The sequence below is a fragment of the Streptomyces sp. NPDC028419 genome (assembly GCF_055565515.1).
In genome coordinates this window covers 21260-39767 of the sequence record NZ_JBVHUE010000048.1, presented here as the reverse complement: position 1 = coordinate 39767, position 18508 = coordinate 21260, and the positions used below count along the sequence as shown (strand labels likewise).

At 73.5% G+C, this 18508-nt stretch carries 16 protein-coding genes; 6 read left to right on the top strand and 10 right to left on the bottom strand.

Annotated elements, in window-relative coordinates; genetic code table 11:
• Positions 1-9 precede the first annotated feature (9 nt).
• Together ACZ4UB_RS36035 and ACZ4UB_RS36030 are read right to left on the bottom strand one after the other, a co-directional pair.
• Positions 10-1329, bottom strand: coding sequence for a hypothetical protein (locus ACZ4UB_RS36035; protein ID WP_468076927.1), 1320 nt, complete (start codon positions 1327-1329; stop codon positions 10-12).
• A 188-nt stretch (positions 1330-1517) separates the two neighbouring features.
• Complete coding sequence (locus ACZ4UB_RS36030; RefSeq protein ID WP_468076925.1) at positions 1518-2681, bottom strand: agmatine deiminase family protein; 1164 nt, start codon at positions 2679-2681, stop codon at positions 1518-1520.
• A gap of 481 nt (positions 2682-3162) precedes the next feature.
• Here ACZ4UB_RS36030 and ACZ4UB_RS36025 point away from each other — a divergent pair, with 481 nt between their 5' ends.
• Positions 3163-3621 (top strand): MarR family winged helix-turn-helix transcriptional regulator, encoded by a 459-nt coding sequence (locus tag ACZ4UB_RS36025; RefSeq protein ID WP_468076923.1) that lies wholly within the window; start codon positions 3163-3165, stop codon positions 3619-3621.
• Here ACZ4UB_RS36025 and ACZ4UB_RS36020 read toward each other — a convergent pair.
• Both ACZ4UB_RS36020 and ACZ4UB_RS36015 read right to left on the bottom strand, forming a co-directional pair.
• The gene (locus ACZ4UB_RS36020; RefSeq protein ID WP_468076921.1) at positions 3618-5537 is read right to left on the bottom strand and encodes a hypothetical protein; all 1920 of its coding nucleotides are present in this window, start codon (positions 5535-5537) and stop codon (positions 3618-3620) included. The genes ACZ4UB_RS36025 and ACZ4UB_RS36020 overlap by 4 nt on opposite strands.
• 76 nt (positions 5538-5613) lie before the next feature.
• The gene (locus ACZ4UB_RS36015) at positions 5614-6054 is read right to left on the bottom strand and encodes a MarR family winged helix-turn-helix transcriptional regulator (RefSeq protein ID WP_468076919.1); all 441 of its coding nucleotides are present in this window, start codon (positions 6052-6054) and stop codon (positions 5614-5616) included.
• 68 nt (positions 6055-6122) lie between these two features.
• On the opposite strand from ACZ4UB_RS36015, the gene ACZ4UB_RS36010 reads away from it, so the two are divergent.
• Entirely contained in the window at positions 6123-6497 is a 375-nt protein-coding gene (locus ACZ4UB_RS36010; protein WP_468076917.1) for a cupin domain-containing protein, read from the top strand.
• A gap of 19 nt (positions 6498-6516) precedes the next feature.
• Here ACZ4UB_RS36010 and ACZ4UB_RS36005 read toward each other — a convergent pair whose 3' ends face one another.
• Positions 6517-6948, bottom strand: a complete 432-nt coding sequence (locus ACZ4UB_RS36005; RefSeq protein WP_468076915.1) for a DUF3592 domain-containing protein — start codon at positions 6946-6948, stop codon at positions 6517-6519.
• Between the two features lie 106 nt (positions 6949-7054).
• On the opposite strand from ACZ4UB_RS36005, the gene ACZ4UB_RS36000 reads away from it, so the two are divergent.
• Positions 7055-8275 (top strand): serine hydrolase domain-containing protein, encoded by a 1221-nt coding sequence (locus ACZ4UB_RS36000; protein WP_468076913.1) that lies wholly within the window; start codon positions 7055-7057, stop codon positions 8273-8275.
• Between the two features lie 40 nt (positions 8276-8315).
• On the opposite strand, the gene ACZ4UB_RS35995 is transcribed toward ACZ4UB_RS36000, so the two are convergent.
• Positions 8316-9383 (bottom strand): hypothetical protein, encoded by a 1068-nt coding sequence (locus ACZ4UB_RS35995; RefSeq protein ID WP_468076911.1) that lies wholly within the window; start codon positions 9381-9383, stop codon positions 8316-8318.
• A gap of 108 nt (positions 9384-9491) precedes the next feature.
• Entirely contained in the window at positions 9492-9950 is a 459-nt protein-coding gene (locus ACZ4UB_RS35990; protein ID WP_468076909.1) for a hypothetical protein, read from the bottom strand.
• Between the two features lie 359 nt (positions 9951-10309).
• Between ACZ4UB_RS35990 and ACZ4UB_RS35985 the strand changes: the two genes are divergently transcribed.
• On the top strand, positions 10310-13735 hold the full coding sequence (locus tag ACZ4UB_RS35985; protein WP_468076907.1) for a molybdopterin-dependent oxidoreductase: 3426 nt from the start codon (positions 10310-10312) through the stop codon (positions 13733-13735).
• A 66-nt stretch (positions 13736-13801) separates the two neighbouring features.
• Here ACZ4UB_RS35985 and ACZ4UB_RS35980 read toward each other — a convergent pair whose 3' ends face one another.
• Positions 13802-15301 carry an MFS transporter gene (locus ACZ4UB_RS35980; RefSeq protein WP_468076905.1) on the bottom strand — a complete coding sequence of 500 codons (1500 nt, stop codon included), beginning with the start codon at positions 15299-15301 and terminating at the stop codon, positions 13802-13804.
• Between the two features lie 127 nt (positions 15302-15428).
• On the opposite strand from ACZ4UB_RS35980, the gene ACZ4UB_RS35975 reads away from it, so the two are divergent.
• Entirely contained in the window at positions 15429-16166 is a 738-nt protein-coding gene (locus ACZ4UB_RS35975; RefSeq protein WP_468076903.1) for a TetR/AcrR family transcriptional regulator, read from the top strand.
• Positions 16167-16247: 81 nt separating this feature from the next.
• Here the strand turns inward: ACZ4UB_RS35975 and ACZ4UB_RS35970 are convergent, their stop codons facing one another.
• Positions 16248-17108, bottom strand: a complete 861-nt coding sequence (locus tag ACZ4UB_RS35970; protein ID WP_468076901.1) for a hypothetical protein — start codon at positions 17106-17108, stop codon at positions 16248-16250.
• Positions 17109-17249: 141 nt separating this feature from the next.
• Between ACZ4UB_RS35970 and ACZ4UB_RS35965 the strand changes: the two genes are divergently transcribed.
• Positions 17250-17744, top strand: a complete 495-nt coding sequence (locus tag ACZ4UB_RS35965; RefSeq protein WP_468076899.1) for a GNAT family N-acetyltransferase — start codon at positions 17250-17252, stop codon at positions 17742-17744.
• An 82-nt stretch (positions 17745-17826) separates the two neighbouring features.
• On the opposite strand, the gene ACZ4UB_RS35960 is transcribed toward ACZ4UB_RS35965, so the two are convergent.
• Positions 17827-18369, bottom strand: coding sequence for an EF-hand domain-containing protein (locus ACZ4UB_RS35960; RefSeq protein WP_468076897.1), 543 nt, complete (start codon positions 18367-18369; stop codon positions 17827-17829).
• Positions 18370-18508: the final 139 nt, after the last annotated feature.

Genomic DNA, 18508 nt, shown 5'->3' with positions numbered 1-18508 from the left:
CGCCCGGCGTCAGGTCCGGGACCGCCTGCGGAAGGCCGTGCGCAGCGCGGCGCCGCCGGCCACCAGGGAGGTCGAGGCCCACAGCAGCCACGGCGGGACGGCGGCTCCGGAGTCGGCCAGGTCGCCGCGGCCGCCGTGCTGGTCCTCGCGGCCGTGTTCGCCCCGGCCGCCGTGGTCCTCGTGCCCGCCGTGCTCGTCGTCGCGCCCGTCGTCACCGTCACCGTCGTCGTCGTTGCCGTCGTCATCGCTGTCGTCGTCGTGGTCGCCGTGGTGGTCCTTGCCGCCGTCGGAGATCAGGCAGAGCCGGCCACCGCCCGGTCCGGTGGTGTCCGGCGCGTTGGCGTTGTCCGACAGATCGGGATCGAGGCTCGCGCTGGTGACGCGCGCGACGTTCTGGAGGGGCGTGCAGATGCTCGCCGGAGGGTTGGCCCGGTCCGTGGCGCCGGCGCGCACGGTGATCCGGAACTCCGCCGTCTCCCCGGCCGCCAGGCGCGCGAGCGGTGGGCACACCACCCGTCGGTCCTGCCCCTGCTCGCTCACGCAGTCGTCGGGCGAGGAGAGCAGGGTGAGCGAGGAGGGCAACAGGTCGGTGACGACGACCTGCCGGGCCGTGCCCGGGCCCTGGTTGCGCACCGAGATCAGGTACGTGAACTTCTCCCCGGGCCGCACGTGCTCCCGACCCTTGGCGAGCTGGGCCGTCTTGCGCAGCGAGAGGTCCGCGGTCCGCGTGTTGGGCGGCACGTTCAGGCCCGTCAGGGACGTCATGTTGTTGCGGGAGTCGGGGTCCGACGTCGCCGCGTCGACCACCGCCTCGTTGACGATGTCCGCACCGTCCCCGCGGTAGTCGGCCGCCAACCGCACGGTGATCACCCAGGCGTGGGAGGAGCCCACCGACAGCGTGGCCAACGGCCCGCACACCACCGTCGTACCGCTCGCCGTGCAGCCGTCGCGGGAGGAGACGAATTCCAGGGAGGCGGGCAGCCGGTCGGTGACGCGGACCTGGCGGGCGGTGGAGGGCCCGCGGTTGGTCACCGTCACGACGTAGTCGAAGGTCTCCCGCACCGCCGAGGCGGAGCCCTCCCGCTGCTCCCGGGCCCCGGACGCGCCGGGCCGCAGCGCGCCCGACACCGCGATGTCGGCGCTCTCCGCTTCCTGCACGGCGGCGGGGGCCGCCGCCCGCGCGCCGGGGGACGGCGGCGGCGCCGACGGGGACGGCTGCGCCGCGACCGCGGGCGTCAGCGGCAGGAACCAGCAGGCCGCCACCGCACAGAACGCGGTGCGGCTCCGTCCGTACGAGCCGCCGGGCCGGTTCTCAAAGACGCGTCGCATCGCACACCCTTCAGAGGATCCGTCTCCCCAGGGGTGGAGCGGTGCGGTCAGCTATTCACATAAATGGCGTCAGCAAGGCACTTTTCGTGATCATTTATGGCTAATGGGTGATCAGATTCAATCCGTTGGAGGACGGATGAGGGGCGGTACGGCCCCCGCGCGCGGGGGCCCGTACCCGGCCGCTCCCGTCAGGCGGCGGGCTTGCCGGGCTGGTCGTGGGTGGAGCAGTGGATGCCGCCGCCGCCCGAGGCGATCGTGTCGATCGAGAGCGGTACGACGTCCCGCTGGGGGAAGTGCTCCCGCAGGATCCCGCGGGCGCGGTCGTCCGCCTTGGCGTCCCCGAACTTGGGCATGAAGACGGCGTCGTTGGCGACGTAGAAGTTGGCGTAGGTGGAGACGAAGTCGTCGCCCTCGCCCCTGATCCGGTTCAGGTCGGGCTGGGGGAGGTCGACGATCTCGAAGCGCCGGCCGCGGGCGTCCGTCGTCTTCGACAGGACGGACCGGGCCTGGTCGGCGGAGCGCGACCAGGAGTCCGGCGGGGTGCTGGGGTGGGCGCGGTCCAGCAGCACCACGCCCGGTTCGGTGAAGCGGACGAGGCTGTCCACGTGGGCGTCGGTGATGTCCTCGCCGCGCACGCCGGCGAGCCAGACCACCTTCTCGACGCCCAGGGTCTGCTTGAGCTCCGCTTCCAGGGCGTCCCGGTTCTTGCCCCAGTTGCGGTTGTCGTTGACGATCGAGCTCTCGGTGATCAGCAGGGTTCCCTGGCCGTCGGTCTCGACGGAGCCGCCCTCGGCGACGAAGGGGGCCTGGACCCGGGGGATCCCGTACTTCTGGAGCACGGCGCGGCCGACCGCCCCGTCGTTCTTGTGCTCCTGCTTGTTGCCCCAGCCGTTGAAGTTGAAGTCGACGCCGATGACCTTTCCGCCCTCCTCGACGAAGACGGGCACGGTGTCGCGCGCCCACAGGTCGTCGACCGGCAGCGGGATGACCTCGACCCGGGCACCGCAGGCGCGCTGGGCGGCGTCCACCTGGTCCGGGCGGGCCATCATGACGACCGCCTCGTAGTCGCCGATGGCCCGGGCGATCCGGGCGATGTCCTCGCGGACGTAGCGCAGGTCCTGCTTCCAGACCGAGCTGAGCGCCGGCCAGGCCATGAAGGTGCGGGTGTGGCTCTCCCACTCGGCGCCCATGCGGCGCTTGCCGTTGCCCGCGGCGGTCAGGGAGGGCGCGGCGAGGGCTTCTGCGCGGGCTCCGGTCGTGGCGGGCCCACAGGCCGCGGAGCCCAGCACGACGGCGCCGATTCCGGAGAGGGTGCGAAGGACGGTCCGTCGGGTGGGGGGCGGGAAGGGCACGGGGGACTCCGATCGTGGGCTGGCGGCAGGTGCATCCGGCCTGGGCGGGAGCGTGGTACGTCGTAGGCGGACAAACCGGTCTCTACGGACAAGGGTGCGCGCTCCGCGCCACAACGGCCGCTCGGTACGGAGAGTGATGCGACCACGGGCTGTCACTCTGGCACTGACTGAACATTCAGTCAACCCGAGGCTTCTGTCGAGGAGTGTCGCCGGGGGGTCCTCGGGGGCGACGGGCGGCCCGTAGCGGCGCGCAGCTGCCGGAGCTCCCCGAGGGGCGGGTGCAGAAGCCCTGAGGGGCGCGTGTGGCCTGGTGTTCCGTCGGTAACGGTCAGTGACCAGCGGCTGGCTATGGCCCCGCCCGGCGGGGCGTCCTCACCCGCGGGCGTCGGGAACCCGTCGGGAGGAGGGCTGGACCTCAACCGCGGTTGAGTTCCTAGGGTTCCGGTATCAAGCGATCTTGCAGCGCGAACGGAGTTCCGTCATGGAGTACTCGCACGACGATGCCGAACTGGTCAAGCAGCCCATCGGCTACTGGAGCTGGGCCGCCTACGACGCGGTCGTCACCCGCACCCGGGGCGCACTGGCGCAGCTCGGCACCACGCAGCCGCAGTGGTGGGTGCTGGCCCAAGTGGCCGGCGCCGAGACGGCGAAGAGCCGTACGGAGGTCATCGAGACCCTGCGGGGCTACCTCACCGTCGGCGCGGAGGCCGTGTCCGAAGAGATCGACACGACCATCGCCCGGGGGTGGGTCACGCAGGACTCCGCAGGTGTCCTCGGGCTGACGCCGCGGGGCCGGACCTTCTTCGACCGGGCCGCCGCCCTGCAGGGCGAGCTGTGGACCGAGCGCCACGAGGGGATCTCGGACGAGGAGTACCGGACCACGCTCAAGGTGCTCCAGCGGTTCATCCACAACGTGGGCGGCCGGGCCTGGCACCACTAGAGCAGACCGGTGCCCCGGTCGATGCCCGCCAGGGCCGCGTGTGCGGTGCGGGTCAGTTCCTCGTCGCGCGGGACGTCGCCCCCGTAGCGGCGGGGTGAGGAGGTCACCGCGAGCAGCGCCGGCAGGGCGGCCGAGGCGGGGCGCCCGATGGCGCCGAGCGCCGCCACCGTCCGCAGGGCGAGCGGGGTGACCTCGTGCTCCGCCAGCGGTGCCAGCTCCGGCAGCAGGACCTCGACGGCGCGGGTCGCGGCACCGGTGATCCGCCACCACGCCTCGGCCGCGCCGACCCGGCTCCACTCGCCGGGACAGGCCATCAGGGGCGGTACCGCGTCGGCGTACGCCGTGGCCAGCGGCCCCAGGTCGGCCAGGTGGCGCAGCACCGGTCGGCCGGGGCCGACCCGTACCGCCGCGCCGCACACCCGCAGGGCCAGCTCCGGATCGCCCGTGACGCGCCAGTGCGCCCACGCGGCGCTCTGCGCGCCCCGCCACAGGGGCCCCGCCCACGGGGTGTGCGCGGTGGTCGCGAGGGCCGCGAGCACTCCGGCCGTGCCACCGGCCGCCGGTCCGATCCGGCCCAAGGTCTCGGCGGCCGGCCGGGCGTGGCAGGTGTCCAGCAGCCCGGTGAGCTCGGGCACGGCGGCCGCCGCGGCGGGACCCCAGCGGGCGAGGGTCCGTAGGATCTCGGGCACGTCACGGGCCCGCGAACCGGCGGCGAGCTGTCGGCGCAGGACCGGCAGCAGCCGCGGAGCCCACCGCTCGGGGACGGAGTCGACCTCCAGGAAGCGGTTCCCCTGGACATCGGCGTACCAAGGAAGCGCCCGGTCGTCGCCCAGGGCGACCAGCGCGCGGATCGCGGTGTCGACGTCGTAGGTGCGGGGGCCGCAGAGCCAACTCCGCTCGACGTAGCGGACCAGCCGGTCGGCGTAGGGCGCCGCGGCCCCGCCGCCCCGCAGGAAGACGTCGAGGGCCGCGGTCGCCGCTTCCGGCTCGTCCAGCGCCGCGGTGACGGCCTCCCACAGCTCCGGCGCCGGGTCCCGCCAGTACCGCAGCCGCGCACCGGCCGCCATGACGGCCGCCCTGCGGGGTTCCCGCCCGGGCTGCCGCGCCAGGGCCCGCACCAGTGTCGCGGCCTGCGGTGGATACGGCGCGAGCAGCCGACCGAAGCGTTCGGCCGGCGCGTACCCGGCGGGCCACCACGGCACGTCCGGCAGCGCGCCCGTCCCGATCTCGATGAGGGTACGGGCCACCGCGCCGCCCGTTCCCGGAGCCCCGCCGGGCGCGCCCGCGGTCAGGGTGCTCTGCGCCGCCGCGAGCCGCACCAGGGGCTGGTGGTGCTCCAGCCACGGCCGGAGCCACGCTTCGGTCTCGGTCTCGGTCTCGGTCTCGGTCGAGGTCGAGCCAGCCGCGGCCCCGGCCGGCGCCGGCGACGGGCTCGACAGGACGCCCACCGCGAGCAACTGGGACGCCAGCGCCGTCGGGTCGCCCTCCACGGCGGCCTGCCGGCGCAGCGCACCCGGAGCGGCGGGGTCCGCGCAGCGGATGGTGCGCAGGACGTGGGCCGCCCCCGCCCGCACCCGCGCCGACCGGTGCGCGACCAGGGGGAGCACGTGGCGCCCGCCGTTCGCGAACACCGTGAAGGTCATGTAGTGCACGCCGGCCGAGCTGCGGCAGGCGCCGTGACCGCGCCGGGCGAGGAAGTCGAGCACGCGGACCAGGCGGCGATCGTCGAGGTCCGGGAGCAACTCGAAGAGCCGGGCGGCCGCGTGGGCGAAGAGCGGGTCGTCGGTCCGCCGGCCCAGGCGCTCCTCCAGCCGGGCCCACGCCTCGCGCCGTCGGCCGGGGGTGACCAACCTCCGCAGCAGCCGCGGCACCTCAGCCCGACCGGCCGGCACCCCTTCCAGCACGTGCCAGGGCACCCCGGCCCCCGTCGGTTCATGGGGCGAAGCCTCAGCTCCGCGGTCGGCGAGGCTCACCGGACCCGGCGGTGACGGCTCACCAGGCGGGGCGCAGGGGACCCGGCGGGGTGAGCCGGGCCAGGTCGGCGACCAGGGCGCCGAAGCGCTCCTCGCCCAGGGACTCCCGCCACGGTGCCACCACGGCCCCGGCCGCCGCGTCGGCGGCGCGGGTGGCGGCCAGGCCGGTCCCGGTCAGCGCCAGGAGGCGGGCGCGGGCGTCGTGCGGGTGCGGATGCCGCTCCACGTACCCCTTGCGGACCAGCTCCTCGACCAGTTGGGCGGCGGCCTGTTTGGTCACCCCCAGGTGCTCGGCCAGGTCGGCCGTGGTGGCGCCGCCCGCGGAGATGCGGGCGAAGGCGAAGCCGTGTGCCGGGCGCAGGTCCTCGAAACCCTGCTGGGCCACGCGGGTGTGGATCTCCTGCACCAGGTGTCCGGAGAGCGTGAGTACGAGGGCGGAGAAGGCCAGGGCGTCATCCATGGCCTTGACTATAACTCGGCAAGCTGCTTGTCTAAATGGACAAGCTACTTGTCCACATGGAGGTCGCAATGCCGTTCATCCACCGTGACGAGGCCGTGGTGCACGAGATCCACGGCGGTCGTTTCGTCTCCTACGTCCGCACCGACACCGGGAGCGAGGACCTCGCCGCCTGGCGCGTCGAAGTTCCGCCCGCGATGGTGGGTCCGCGCCACACGATCAGCGCCGAGGAGACCTTCTACGTTCTGTCGGGGCGCCTGCGCCTCACCATCGACGGCGAGAGCGCCGAACTCCGGGCCGGCGACGCGGCGGTGGCCCCGGCCGGCTCCGAACTGGGCGTCGCCAACACCACCGAGGAGAGCGCCCACATGTGGGTCACCACCCGGGTGGGCCTCACCGCCGAGCTGGCCGACGGCGGCACCATCACGCCGCCCTGGGCCCAATAGCGGCGCGGCCGCGGCCGATTCAGCCGGGCAGGGTGAACAGCCGGACGAGCACCACGGCGAGGGTCCCCGCGGTGAGCAGCGCGCCCAGCACGGTGAACAGGAGGTCGACTCCCTTCCCCTCCCACCCCTGGATCGTGAACCGGCTCGGGTCCCGCGGGTCGTAGCGCACCAGGACGGTGGCGCCCACCCCGGCGCCGGGTCCGACGGAACCGCGCCCGAACCTCGACTCGTACTCACAGGCGCGCCCGTCCGCGGTCGTCCAGGCCGCGACGGGGAAGTGGTACGTGGCCCCCTCCTCGCCCCGCCTGACCGCGTGCCGGACGATGTGGGCCCTGGCGGTGACACCGGTGCGCCGCAGCGCGGCGGTGCGGCGCAGCCCGTACGCGCCGACGGCGAGGAAGGCCGCGCCGAGCACCAGCGGGATGAGCGAGAAGAACCATGCACGTTCCATGTGTGGTGCGACGCGCGCGCGGGGGCGTTGGTTGCGCTCCGGGCGGCGGTGGTGCGCACCGTCACGTCCGCGTGCGGCGGTCCCCGGGCCTGCCCATACTGGACGGATGAGGCGTACTCGTACGGTCATGGTGTGCATCGCCGGCGTCCTGGGCGCCGCCCTGCCGGCCGCAGTCCCCGCGGGAGCCGCAACCGCCGTAGCCGCCGCGGCCGAACCGGAGAGCTGCGTCAGCTCGCCGGGACCGGCCCGCGGCGACGCCGCCAAGGTCCTCGCCATCGCGCAGCAGGCGCGGCGGGAGCTCGGCCTGAACGCGGTCGTCCTGCGCGTCTCCGCCGGCGATCGGGAGGTGCTCACCACGGCCCTCGGCGAGTCGATGACGGGCGTTGCGGCCGAGCCCTCGATGCACTTCCGGACCGGATCCGTGGCCATCGTGTACATGGGCACCGCGTTGTTGCGGCTCGTCGAACAGGGCAGGGCCTCGCTCGACGACCCGGTGTCCCGGTGGCTGCCGGACGTCCCGCACGGCTCGCGGATCACCCTGCGGATGCTCGCCGATTCGACGTCGGGACTGCACGACTACGTCACGGACCCCACCTTCCTCGCCGCGCTGGAGGCCGCGCCGTTTCGCGCGTGGACCCCGGCCGAGGTCATCGCCATCGCGACGGGCAAACCGCTGCTGTACGAGCCGGGGACCAACTGGAGCTATTCGCACGCCAACTTCGCGATCCTCGGCGCCGCGCTGGAGAAGATCGGCGGCGTCCCGCTCGACCGGCTGCTGGCGGAGCAGGTGATGGTCCCGCTCGGGCTGACCGGGACCACCAACCAGAGCACCCCGCAGATACCGGAACCCGTGCTGCACGCCTTCACCTCGGAGCGCGGCACCTACGAGGAGTCCACCTTCTGGAACCCGTCGTGGACCACCGCGCGCGGTGCGGTGCTCGTCCAGAACATCTGCGACCTCGACCGCTCCGCGCGGGGCATCGGGACCGGGAAGCTGCTCTCCGCGCAGTCCTTCAAGACCCAGCTCGACCCGGGCACCCTCGGCCTCGGCCACGCGACGTCCACGTGCCCGAAGACCGTCTGCCTGCTGACCAACACGGCGGCCCACCACTTCGGCCTGGGCCTGATCGTGGTGAACGACTGGATCCTGACCAACCCCTCCTTCTCCGGTTACGCGGCCATCCAGGCGTACCTGCCAGCGCAGAAGCTGTCGGTCTCCGTCACCGTGACGAAGGGCCCCAAGAGCCCCGAGGGGAACTCGGCCCAGACCATCGCCGAACGCATCTCCGACGCCCTCGCCCCCGAGCACCCGCTGAAGATGCGCTGACGCGGGACGGACCCGGAGCCCTCGACGCGCGCCGGGCCGGCTACCGCGGTGCCACGGCCCCGGAGTCGGGGGACCGCCGGAGCGCGGACGCGTCGACGGCTTCGAAGTCCGAGCCCTTGAAGCCCTTGAGGGCGTCGAGTTGGGCATTGTCCCAGCGGGGGTCCTCGTCGCCCGAGAGGTACCAGGCCGAGCCGTTGTCCGCGACGATGGCGCCGTACGTCTTGAGCGCCTCGGCCACCGCCTCGGCCTGCGGGGGCAGCCGCGAGGTGTCCACCGAGGACCTGAGGCGCAACCGCAGCCCCATCGGAGGCAGCGAGGCGTCCGCGGCGGAGCCCGCCTGGTGCCGGGCGGGCCAGACGTAGCTCCGGTCCGAGCGGGGGACGGTCATCCGGATCGCGTGGTCGACGGCGCCGGCCGCCGCCTCGTCGTAGCGCACCAGGCCGGGCAGGACGGCCAGTCCGGCGGCATCGGCCGACGTCCAGCCGTCGGGGCGCAGGTCGTTGCTCCGCAGGTCGAAGACCGCGCCCGAGCCGGCGTGCCAGGCGTTCCCGCCCCGCGGGTGCGCGTCCCACAGCTCGTAGGACCTGCACAGGGCGCGGTCCCAGACGACGATGTGCCGGTCCCCGTCGCTCGCCGGACCGTTCTCGATCCGGGCGTCCCGGGGGATCCGGTAGCCGGACGCGTCGCTCTCCTCGGCGTAGTCCAGCGAGACCTTCGACTCGGGCACCGTGGTGTCCGCGACGGTGACGGGTATGCCGAAGGGCCGGCCCCCGGTGAGCCCCGAGCCGAAGTCCGGGTGCAGGGGAGCCGTCGCGCCGATGGAGGCGACGTAACGGGCGGAGCGCGGGTGGACGGGGAGCCCGTCCACGGGCGCCCGCCAGAAGCTGTCCGGCGGAGAGGTCCGGCAGGACCCGTCGGACGGGGCGGCGAGGGCTCCCGCCGGGGCGAGGGGCGTCGCCGCGGCGGGAACGACGTACCCGGACAGCAGGAGGGCGGCGGCGGCCGCGGCGACGGCGGGTGCTCCGGCGCTCACCGGCACGCGCCGCCGCGCGTGCCGCCCCGCGGTGTGCCCGGTGTGCCGCGCGTGCGTCCCGCGCCTCGTTGTCATGGCCGCACCTCATTCACCTCTGCGCGCCCGCCCCCTCCAGCGTAGGCACGTTCCGGCGCACCCGCTCCGCGGTCGCGTCGCGGAGCGGGTGCGGACGCGGAGCCCCGATCAGCAGGGGACGACGACCTCGTGGACCACCGGACGCGGGGCCCAGGGGTAGGAGGCCACGGCGAAGGTGCCGCGGACGGTCGACCCGCACGGGACGGTGGCGGCGGCGCCGCGCACCTGGAGGTTCGCGGAGGTGAAGAGGACCTGCCGGGTCTGGGTGGTGGGCGCCGCGCCGCTGCCGACGACCTCGGTGGTCAGGGTCGTGATCAGCTCCTTCGGGGCGGGGCCGGGGCCGCCCGGGGAGGGCGGGCCGGCGAGGCCGACGGTGCCGTAGAACTCGACGGTGGTGCCGGTGACTTCGGCGCACACCCGGGTGGACAGGCCCGACTGGAGGCCCGAGTTCCCGCACGAGGTCACGGTGTCGACCACGTCGGCCGAGCGGGTCGCGGCGCTCGCGGGGGTGATGGTGGCAACGGCCAGGACTGCGGAACCGGCCAGGAGCAGGGCTAAGCGATTCATCGGAACGTTCTCCTCGCAAGGGGTACGGACACGGGGCACGGATATGGGTCACACCCGGCGCTTTCGCTCCGGGCTATGACATGTGATATTTCACATGTCATTGAACCATGAGGTGAGCGGGAGGTGAACGCACACCGGACGCCGCACGGCCATTTCGGTGCGGATCGGCCGGAACTCGCCTCCCCGACCGCCCCTTCGTCGCCCTGGTGCGGCAGCAGGCCCGAGGACCCCGTCCGCCCCGCCGTCCGCTGACCGGCGCGGGACCTTCGGCACCGTCCCCGGTGACCGTCGGCAGCGTCCGCGAGCCCCTCTCGGGGTGTCCACTGAAAGGAGCACCGAGACGAAGGGACGGCCGTCGGATGACCGAGGAGAAGCGGGGCTTCTGCACCCTGTGCAAGTCGAAGTGCGGTGCGCTGTACACGGTCGAGAACGGCCGTCTCACCGGTGTGCGCCCGGATCCCGACCATCCCACCGGCGCCGCCATGTGCCCCAAGGGCCGGGCCGCCCCCGAGATCGCCCACTCCACCGGCCGGCTGACGACGCCGCTGCGCCGCACCAACCCGAAGTCCGACCCCGACCCGGGCTGGGTCCCCATCGGCTGGGACGAGGCCATGTCGGAGATCGCCGCCAGGATGCGGACGATCGCGGACGAGAGCGGCCCGGAGGCGGTCGCCTTCGCCGTCGCCTCGCCCAGCGCCTCGGCGATCTCGGACTCCATCGAGTGGCTGGAGCGCCTCGTCCGCTCCTTCGGGTCCCCGAACACCGTCTACAGCACCGAGATCTGCAACTGGTACCGGGACGGCGCCCACCTCTTCACCTTCGGCGCCCCGCTCCCGCCGCCCGACTACGCCGCCGCCGACCTCGTCGTCCTGTGGGGGTTCAACCCGGCCAAGACCTGGCTGGCGCAGTCCGCCGCCCTCGGCGCCGCCACGGCCGCCGGGGCGAAGCTCGCCGTCATCGACCCGCGCCGCTCCACCAGCACCCTCCGGGCGGACGCCTGGTTGCGGATGCGCCCCGGAGCCGACGCCGCCCTCGCCCTCGGCCTGGCCCACCTCCTCATCGAAGGGAACGACTACGACGAGGACTTCGTCCGGAGCTGGACCAACGCCCCGCTCCTGGTCCGCGCCGACACCCATGACTTCCTGCGGGCCGCCGACGTCACGGAAGGCACGGGAGGCGTCGCGGAAGGGGAGGCGGGAGCGGACCGCTTCGTCGTCTGGGACCAGGAGGCGGACGCCCCGGCCGGTTACGACACCGCCCGCGCGGCCGACCGCCCCGAGCGCTTCGCCCTCCGGGGCAGCCACCGCATCGAGACCACCGACGGACCGGTCAGCTGCACGCCCGCCTTCCAGCTGTACGCGGACGCGTGCGCCGAGTGGCCGCTGGACCGGGTGGCCAGGACCACCTGGATCCCCGAGCGCGAGGTGCGCGCGCTGGCCGACATGGTCATCGAGGCCGGCACCGTCGCGTACTACGGCTGGACGGGCGTCGCGCAGCACGCGAACGCCAGCCAGATCGAGCGCGCCCTGGCCACCCTCTTCGCCCTGACCGGATCCTTCGACGCACCCGGGGGCAACCGGCAGGTCGCCTTCCCCCGGTACGCCCCGGCCACCCACCCCGGGCAGCTCGGCCCGGAGCAGCGCGCCAAGGCGCTCGGCATCGACAAGCACCCGCTCGGACCGCCCGCCTCCGGCTGGATCAACGCGGGCGACCTGCGCACCGCGATCCTGACCGGCGAGCCCTACCGGATCCGGGCGGTGATCGGCTTCGGCTCCAACCTGGTCATGAGCCAGCCCGGCTCCGACCTGACCGCCGAAGCGCTGCGCGAGCTGGAGTTCCAGGTCCACGCCGACCTGTTCCACACCCCCACGAGCAGCACCGCCGACATCGTCCTGCCGGTCAACAGCGCCTGGGAGCACGAGGCCCTGCGCTTCGGCTTCGACATCGACCAACGCGCCCAGGAGCACGTCCAGTTGCGGCAGCGGATGGTCGAGCCCCAGGGCGCGTCCCGGTCCGACCAGGAGATCGTCTTCGACCTCGCCGGCCGCCTGGGCCTGGGCGGGCTGTTCTTCGACGGCGACATCGAAGCCGCCTGGAACCACCAGCTCCGGCCCCTCGGCCTGACCACCGGGGAGCTGCGCGCCCGGCCCGGCGGCATCCGCGTGGAGCAGCCCGCCACCCACCACCGGTACGCCCGCCCCCGCCCCGACGGCACGGTCCGGGGCTTCGACACCCCCACCCGCAGGGTCGAGCTGTACTCCGGGCGCCTCGCCGCCCACGGCTACCCGCCCGTCCCCGTACACGTCGACCCGGCGCCGACCAGCCGGGCCTTCCCCCTCGTCCTGACCAGCGCGAAGAGCGGCTACTTCGTCCACAGCCAGCAGCGCTCGATCACCTCCCTGCGCCGCCGCTCCCCGGAGCCGATGGTCGACATGAGCCCGCGGGCCGCCGAGGCCCGCGGCATCGGGGAGGGCCAGTGGGTCGAACTGGCCACCGCCCGCGGCAGCATCCGCCTGCGGGCACGCTTCGACGCGTCCCTGCACCCGGGGGTCGTCGTCGCCGAGTACGGCTGGTGGCAGGCCGCGCCCGACCTCGCGCTCCCCGGCCCCGATCCGCTGGCCGCGACGGGCAGCAACATCAACGGCCTCATCGACCACAGCGTCACCGACCCCCTCAGCGGTGGTGTCCCCCTGCGCTCGTCGGTGTGCGAGATCCGGGCGCTGCCCGCGGGCAGCGACCCCAGCTGGTCCGGCACCCGTCCCTTCACCGTCACCGCGATCGGCGCGGAGGGGACGGGCGTGCGCACCCTGGAACTCGCGCCGGTCGACGGCGGAGCCCTGCCCGACTACCGACCGGGCCAGCACCTCACGGTCCGCGCCGAGGACGCCGCCGGGGTCCTCGCGCAGGAGCGCGGCGCACGCTCGTACTCCCTCACCGGCCCCGCGGTCCAGGCCGGCCGTACGGCCTACCACCTGGGCATCCGGCACGTCCCCGACGGCAGCTTCTCCGGCTACGTCCACCGGGAGCTGGAGGTGGGGGACCGGCTCCACCTGGCCACCCCCGCCGGTGTGTTCGCGATCCCCACCCACACCCGGCACCCGGTCGTCCTCCTCGCCGGCGGCATCGGCATCACGCCCTTCATGAGCTACCTCGAAACCCTCGCCGCCACCGGCGGCACCGTCCCCGAGGTCGTCCTCCACTACGGCGTGGCCAACTCCGCCGATCACCCGTACCGTGCGCGGCTGCGCGAACTCCAGGCGGCGATACCGGTGTTGCGCGTGGTCACGCACTACGCCCGGCCCCTCGCGCAGGACCGACCGGGCGCGGACCACACGGTCGCCGGCCACATCACCGCCGACCACATCGACCCCGCGCTCCTCGAAGGGCGGGCCCGTTTCTACCTCTGTGGTCCCGCCGCGATGACGGACGCCCTCACCGGGGCACTGGGGCAGCGGGGGGTTCCCCGCTTCGAGGTCTTCAGCGAGCGGTTCCGCCCCGCCGTCCGCGAGGTGAACGTCCCCGACGACGCCTCCTTCACCGTCCGCTTCGGCCGCTCCGGCAAGGACGTCACCTGGACCAAGAAGGACGGAACGCTGCTGGCCCTCGGTGAGAAGGTCGGGGTGAAGATGGCCAGCGGCTGTCGTGCGGGCCAGTGCGAGAGCTGCGTGACATCGGTCCTCAAGGGCGCGGTCACCCACCTCGTCACGCCGTCCGAGGACCTCCCCGAGGACGACTGCCTCACCTGCCGGTCCGTCCCCGCGAGCGACCTGACCCTGGACGCCTGAGGCCCCGTGACGCACGGCGGCCGGTGCCCGTCGGGGCACCGGCCGCCGTGCCTTCCGGGCGGCGGATCAGGCGACGAGCTCGGCCTCCTCGGTACGGGCCGCGCCGGGCTGCGGCCGGACGTCCCGCATGACGACGCCGGCGAGGACGGCAGCGGCGAGGACGCCGATCGCGCTGATGGTGAAGGTGGTCGACATCGAGGCGGTGAAGGCCTCCCGGGCCGCCCGGACCAGGCCGCCGTCGCCCCCGGCCACCGCCAGCGCGCCGCCGATCGAGTGCTTGGCCGCCTCGGGGGCGTCCGCCGGCATCTGCCGGGTGAAGCCGCTGGTCAGGAGCGAACCGAGGATGGCGATGCCGAGGGCCGTACCGGCCTGCTGGATGGTGTCGTTGAGGGCGGAGCCGACGCCGGCCTTGTCCTGCGGGATGGTCCCCATGAGGGCCCCGACCGCGGCGGGCATCGCCAGACCCGCGCCGAGACCGAGCAGGCCGAGGGAGACGGCCGGGACGGTGAAGCCCGTGGTGGCCGACACGGTGGCCAGCAGGCCGAAGGCGGCGGCCATGAGGACCATGCCGGTCAGCACCAGAAGGCGGTTGCCCACCTTCGCGGCGAGCCCGGCCCCGGCGCCGTTGCCGATGAGCGCGGCGACGGCGAGCGGTACGAACGCGAGTCCGGCCTTGACGGGCGAGTAGCCGAGGACGAACTGGAGGTACTGGGTGAGGACCAGCAGCAGACCGCCGTTGCCGATCTGCACGAGGGTCAGCGAGAGCGAACCACCGCTGAAGTTGCGGTGCTTGAAGAGCGCCAGCGGCACCATCGGCGAGGGGGTGACCTGCTCCCAGACCACGAACCCGGCCAGGGCGACGACCGCGACGCCCAGGGTGACGGCGGAGCGGCCGTCGAAGGCACCGTGCTGCGGGATCTCGATGATCCACCAGATCAGGGCGGTCATGCCGACCGCCGACAGCACCGCGCCCAGCGGATCGGGCTTCTGCCACGGCCCCTTGGACTCCGGCATGAGGGTGAAGGCGGCGAGGAGGGCCAGGGCGACGACCGGGACGTTGATGAAGAAGATCGAGTGCCACGAGAAGTGGTCGATCAGGACGCCGCCGAGCACGGGGCTGCCGACCAGGCCGAGCATGGACACCGCGCCCCAGGCGGCCATCGCCCTGCCGCGTTCCTCCTCGTCGAAGACGGTGATGAGGATCGACAGGGTCGAGGGCATGATCAGCGCGCCACCGACGCCCATCGCGGTGCGTGCGGCGATGACCTCGCCCGGGTTGGTGCAGTAGGTCGCGGCCAGCGACGCCACCCCGAAGAGCAGCAGGCCGATGACCATGACCTTCCGGCGGCCGAACCGGTCGCCGAGGCTTCCGGCGGTGAGCAACAGGCCGGCGAAGACCAGGATGTAGGAGTCGAGTATCCACTGCGTGTCCTGGGCACTCGCACCGATGTCGGCGGTCATCGACGGCACCGCGACGGTCAGGGCCATGCTGTCGACGACCAGGACCAGCGTGCTGAGGCAGAGCACGATGAGGATCCACCAACGACGTGGGTTGCGGGTTTCCATGGGACGTCCTTCCGGGCTGAGTACACCGTTCCTTCGATGCGCACACTGTACGCAGCGCGGAACAGTGTGCGCAAGAACCGAGATGTGTACGCTGAATGCGAACGATGTGCGCAGAAAGGGAGTCCTCATGACCGCGAAGAGCGACGCGAACCCGATCCCGTCCGTGTGGGCCCGTCAGCGGCGCGAGGTACAGCAACCGGCGCTGAGCCGGGCCGCGATCGTCCGCGAGGCGGTGCTCATGCTGGACGCCGAGGGCATCGACGCGCTCAGCATGCGCAAGCTCGGCGCCCGGCTGAAGGCGGGCGCGACCTCCTTGTACCGGCACGTCGCGACCAAGGAGGAGTTGATGGAGCTGGCCGTGGACGAGGTATGCGCCGAGATCCTCGTCCCGTCACCGCAGCGCGCGCGGGAGGATTGGCGCACGGCCGTCAGCGAGGCCGCCCTGTCCTTCCGCGGTACGGCCCTGGACCACCCGTGGTTGGCCTCGGTCCTCGGCCAGGCGGGCCTCGCCTACCTGGGCCCGAACCTCATGTCCTTCTCCGACCGGCTGGCGGCGCTCTTCGCCGCCGCCGGATTCCCGGAGCCGAGCCGTGCGATCGACACGGTCCTGGGCTACGTCATCGGCATGAGCACCACCGAGGCGGCCTGGTTGACCACCGTCGCGCGCTCGGGCGAGACCGAAGCCGCGTTCGTCGCCCGCCTCATGCCCGCCGCGCGGGAGGCCGTGGCGGACCAGGAGCACCTCACCGAGGCCTACGCCCCGGTCGAGGGCGTCGACCCCGCCGAGATCCGCGAGGTCAAGTTCGCCTACGGGTTGGAGGTCGTCCTCGACGGCCTGGCGCTGCGGCTGCCGCCGGCGGCGTAACCCACCACCGCTCCCCGGACGGCCGCCCCGCGCGCCCCGGACGACCGTCGAGGTCGCCGGGGAGCGGCGGGCGCCGTCGGATCAGACCTCTACGGGAGCGGGGGTGGGGGCGGTGACGGTCTCATCGGCCGCACCGGTCGTCCCGGCCGTCGCGGACGGCTGCTCCGGCGCCCCGGGCAGGGGAGCGGAGTACATGACCGAACCTTGCTTGTTCTCCTTCTCGATGAGCCCCTTCTTGGCGAGGAGCTCCAGGGTGTTGCGCACCACCTGGGTGGAGGCGGGGCGTTCGGGGTGTGCCTGCGCCAATTCGCTGGCGACCTCGCTGACCATGCGGGGTTCCGCGGCGCTGACGAGGAGGGCCAGGACGAGTTCGCGTCGCGGGGGCTCCGTGGTGCCGGTCGACGCGACCGTCGCGGGCTCCTTCTCGGCGCCCGCCTTCGCCGCCTTCGTAGTGGGCGCCGCGGTCTTGCGTGCGGGCGCCTTGCGCGGGGCCGCCTTGCGCGCCGCGGCCTTGGCCGGAGCGGCGGTCTTCGCGGGCGCGGCGGTCTCCGTGACGGCGGGGGCGTCAGCCACCACCGGGGCCTTGGCCGGGGCGGGGGCCTTGGCCGCGGTCTTCCGGGGCCGTGCCGTCTTGGTGCGCGCCGTGCTCGCCGTGCCCGCCGTTCCCGCGGTGGCCTTCTTCGCCGCCCGGGGCCGCGGAACGGCCCTGGCGTCGGCGTCCGGTGTCACGGGTGTCGGTACCGGTGCCACCGGGGTCGCGGGCAGTGTGCCCTGCACCCCGGAGAGCCAGCCCTCGTCGGACTTCAACTGCGCCAAGCGCGCCCCGAGATCCGTGAGCTGCGCGGTGATGGCTTCCTGTTCCTTGCGGTTGACTTCGAGATCTGCGGCGAACCGCTGCGCGTACACGTTGTGGATGGGCGTGCTGTCGGGCTCGTTGGCCATTGCGGCTCACTCTCCTCGTACCTCACGGTGTTGCTGCCAGATGCTATGCGCCATCGGACACCCGCAGTTCCTTCCCCGTAAACTTCGTCGCACTCCTGCGGCGGCCCACACGCATGTGTGCGGGAACGTAGCCTGCCTCGGGTGAAGAAGACCGTGACGTATGTGGAGATGACCGACCGGAGCCGGCTCGTTCCCGGCGCACCGGTCCCGGACATGGCCCTGATCGCCGTCGAGGGGGACCTGTCGCCGGTCTCCGACGTGATGGCCAGGATCGGAGCGCCGTACCAGTGGCGCAGCGCCCGACGCGGCCCGCAGGAGTGGCGGACGTGGTTCGCCGAGCACCCGCACCGCACGTGTTGGCTGCTGACCTTGGCGGACGAGCCGGCCGGCGCGGTCTGCTACGACGTCCACCCGGACGGCGACGTGGAGATCAGGACGTTCGGGTTGCTGCCGGAATTCACCGGCAGGGGCCTCGGCGGTCACGCGCTGACCCTCGCGATCCGACAGGGGTGGGACCTGGTCCCGGGGGTGCGCAGGGTGTGGCTGCACACCTCCTCCGCGGACAACGCGAGGGCGTTGCCCAACTACCACCGTCGCGGGTTCCACACCTTCAAGGTCGAGGAGGAGGACTCCTGAGCCCGGACCGGACCGGTCGCACCGGGCGGCCGAACTCCCTTGCAAGGACAGGTAGTTGACGGAGCATCGGCGACGGCGGACCTCACCGTTCGGGGATCCGGCCGCACAGCCAGTTGCCCGGCTCCGCCGGATCGTCACTCATCCAGAACTGCTGCCACAGCGTGGCGAACTCCGTGCGGTCGAGGTGCCCGCCGCCGTTCGGGTCGAGCCGCTCGAAGACGCCCCGCACGTCGACGGGGCGGCCGTTCCACGTCTCGACGAGCCGGTGGTGCTCCTCCGGGGAGATGCGGCCGTCGCCGTTCGTGTCCACCGCGTCGAAGACCGTGTGCGCGGTCGCGGTGACGTCGGCCACCATGGCGGGCAACCGGTCCACGAGGGACAGCAGCTCGGCCATGTCGACCGAGCCGTCGCCGTTCGCGTCCCCGGCTTCCAGCAGCGCCGCCCACCACCCCATCAGCAGGGCCTCCACCCGTGCGCGCAGATCCGTACCGGCCCCCACGCGCGGCAGGAGGCTCCACCGGGCGACGAGCGACCGGAAGTCCTCCTCGCGCAGGTAGCCGTCCCCGTCCGCGTCGAACGCCGCGAACACCCCCCGGAGCTTGCGCTCCTGAAACGCACTGGCCATGAGCGGCCTCCCTCGTCGCCGAACGCCTGGTGAACCCGTCGCCCCCCGGCGGGGGCCGGGGGGGGGGGGGGGGGGGGGGGGGGTGGGGGGGGGGGGGGGGGGGGTTCCCCCCGCACAAGGACGGGGAAGGGTGGCCAAA

Bases quoted from the DNA above. Each gene is read 5' to 3' on its own strand.
- ACZ4UB_RS36035 (WP_468076927.1), bottom strand. From the start codon at position 1,329: ATGCGACGCGTCTTTGAGAACCGGCCCGGCGGCTCGTACGGACGGAGC.
- ACZ4UB_RS36025 (WP_468076923.1), top strand. From the start codon at position 3,163: ATGGAGTACTCGCACGACGATGCCGAACTGGTCAAGCAGCCCATCGGC.
- ACZ4UB_RS36015 (WP_468076919.1), bottom strand. From the start codon at position 6,054: ATGGATGACGCCCTGGCCTTCTCCGCCCTCGTACTCACGCTCTCCGGA.
- ACZ4UB_RS36010 (WP_468076917.1), top strand. From the start codon at position 6,123: ATGCCGTTCATCCACCGTGACGAGGCCGTGGTGCACGAGATCCACGGC.
- ACZ4UB_RS36005 (WP_468076915.1), bottom strand. From the start codon at position 6,948: ATGGAACGTGCATGGTTCTTCTCGCTCATCCCGCTGGTGCTCGGCGCG.
- ACZ4UB_RS36000 (WP_468076913.1), top strand. From the start codon at position 7,055: ATGAGGCGTACTCGTACGGTCATGGTGTGCATCGCCGGCGTCCTGGGC.
- ACZ4UB_RS35995 (WP_468076911.1), bottom strand. From the start codon at position 9,383: ATGACAACGAGGCGCGGGACGCACGCGCGGCACACCGGGCACACCGCG.
- ACZ4UB_RS35990 (WP_468076909.1), bottom strand. From the start codon at position 9,950: ATGAATCGCTTAGCCCTGCTCCTGGCCGGTTCCGCAGTCCTGGCCGTT.
- ACZ4UB_RS35985 (WP_468076907.1), top strand. From the start codon at position 10,310: ATGACCGAGGAGAAGCGGGGCTTCTGCACCCTGTGCAAGTCGAAGTGC.
- ACZ4UB_RS35980 (WP_468076905.1), bottom strand. From the start codon at position 15,301: ATGGAAACCCGCAACCCACGTCGTTGGTGGATCCTCATCGTGCTCTGC.
- ACZ4UB_RS35975 (WP_468076903.1), top strand. From the start codon at position 15,429: ATGACCGCGAAGAGCGACGCGAACCCGATCCCGTCCGTGTGGGCCCGT.
- ACZ4UB_RS35970 (WP_468076901.1), bottom strand. From the start codon at position 17,108: ATGGCCAACGAGCCCGACAGCACGCCCATCCACAACGTGTACGCGCAG.
- ACZ4UB_RS35960 (WP_468076897.1), bottom strand. From the start codon at position 18,369: ATGGCCAGTGCGTTTCAGGAGCGCAAGCTCCGGGGGGTGTTCGCGGCG.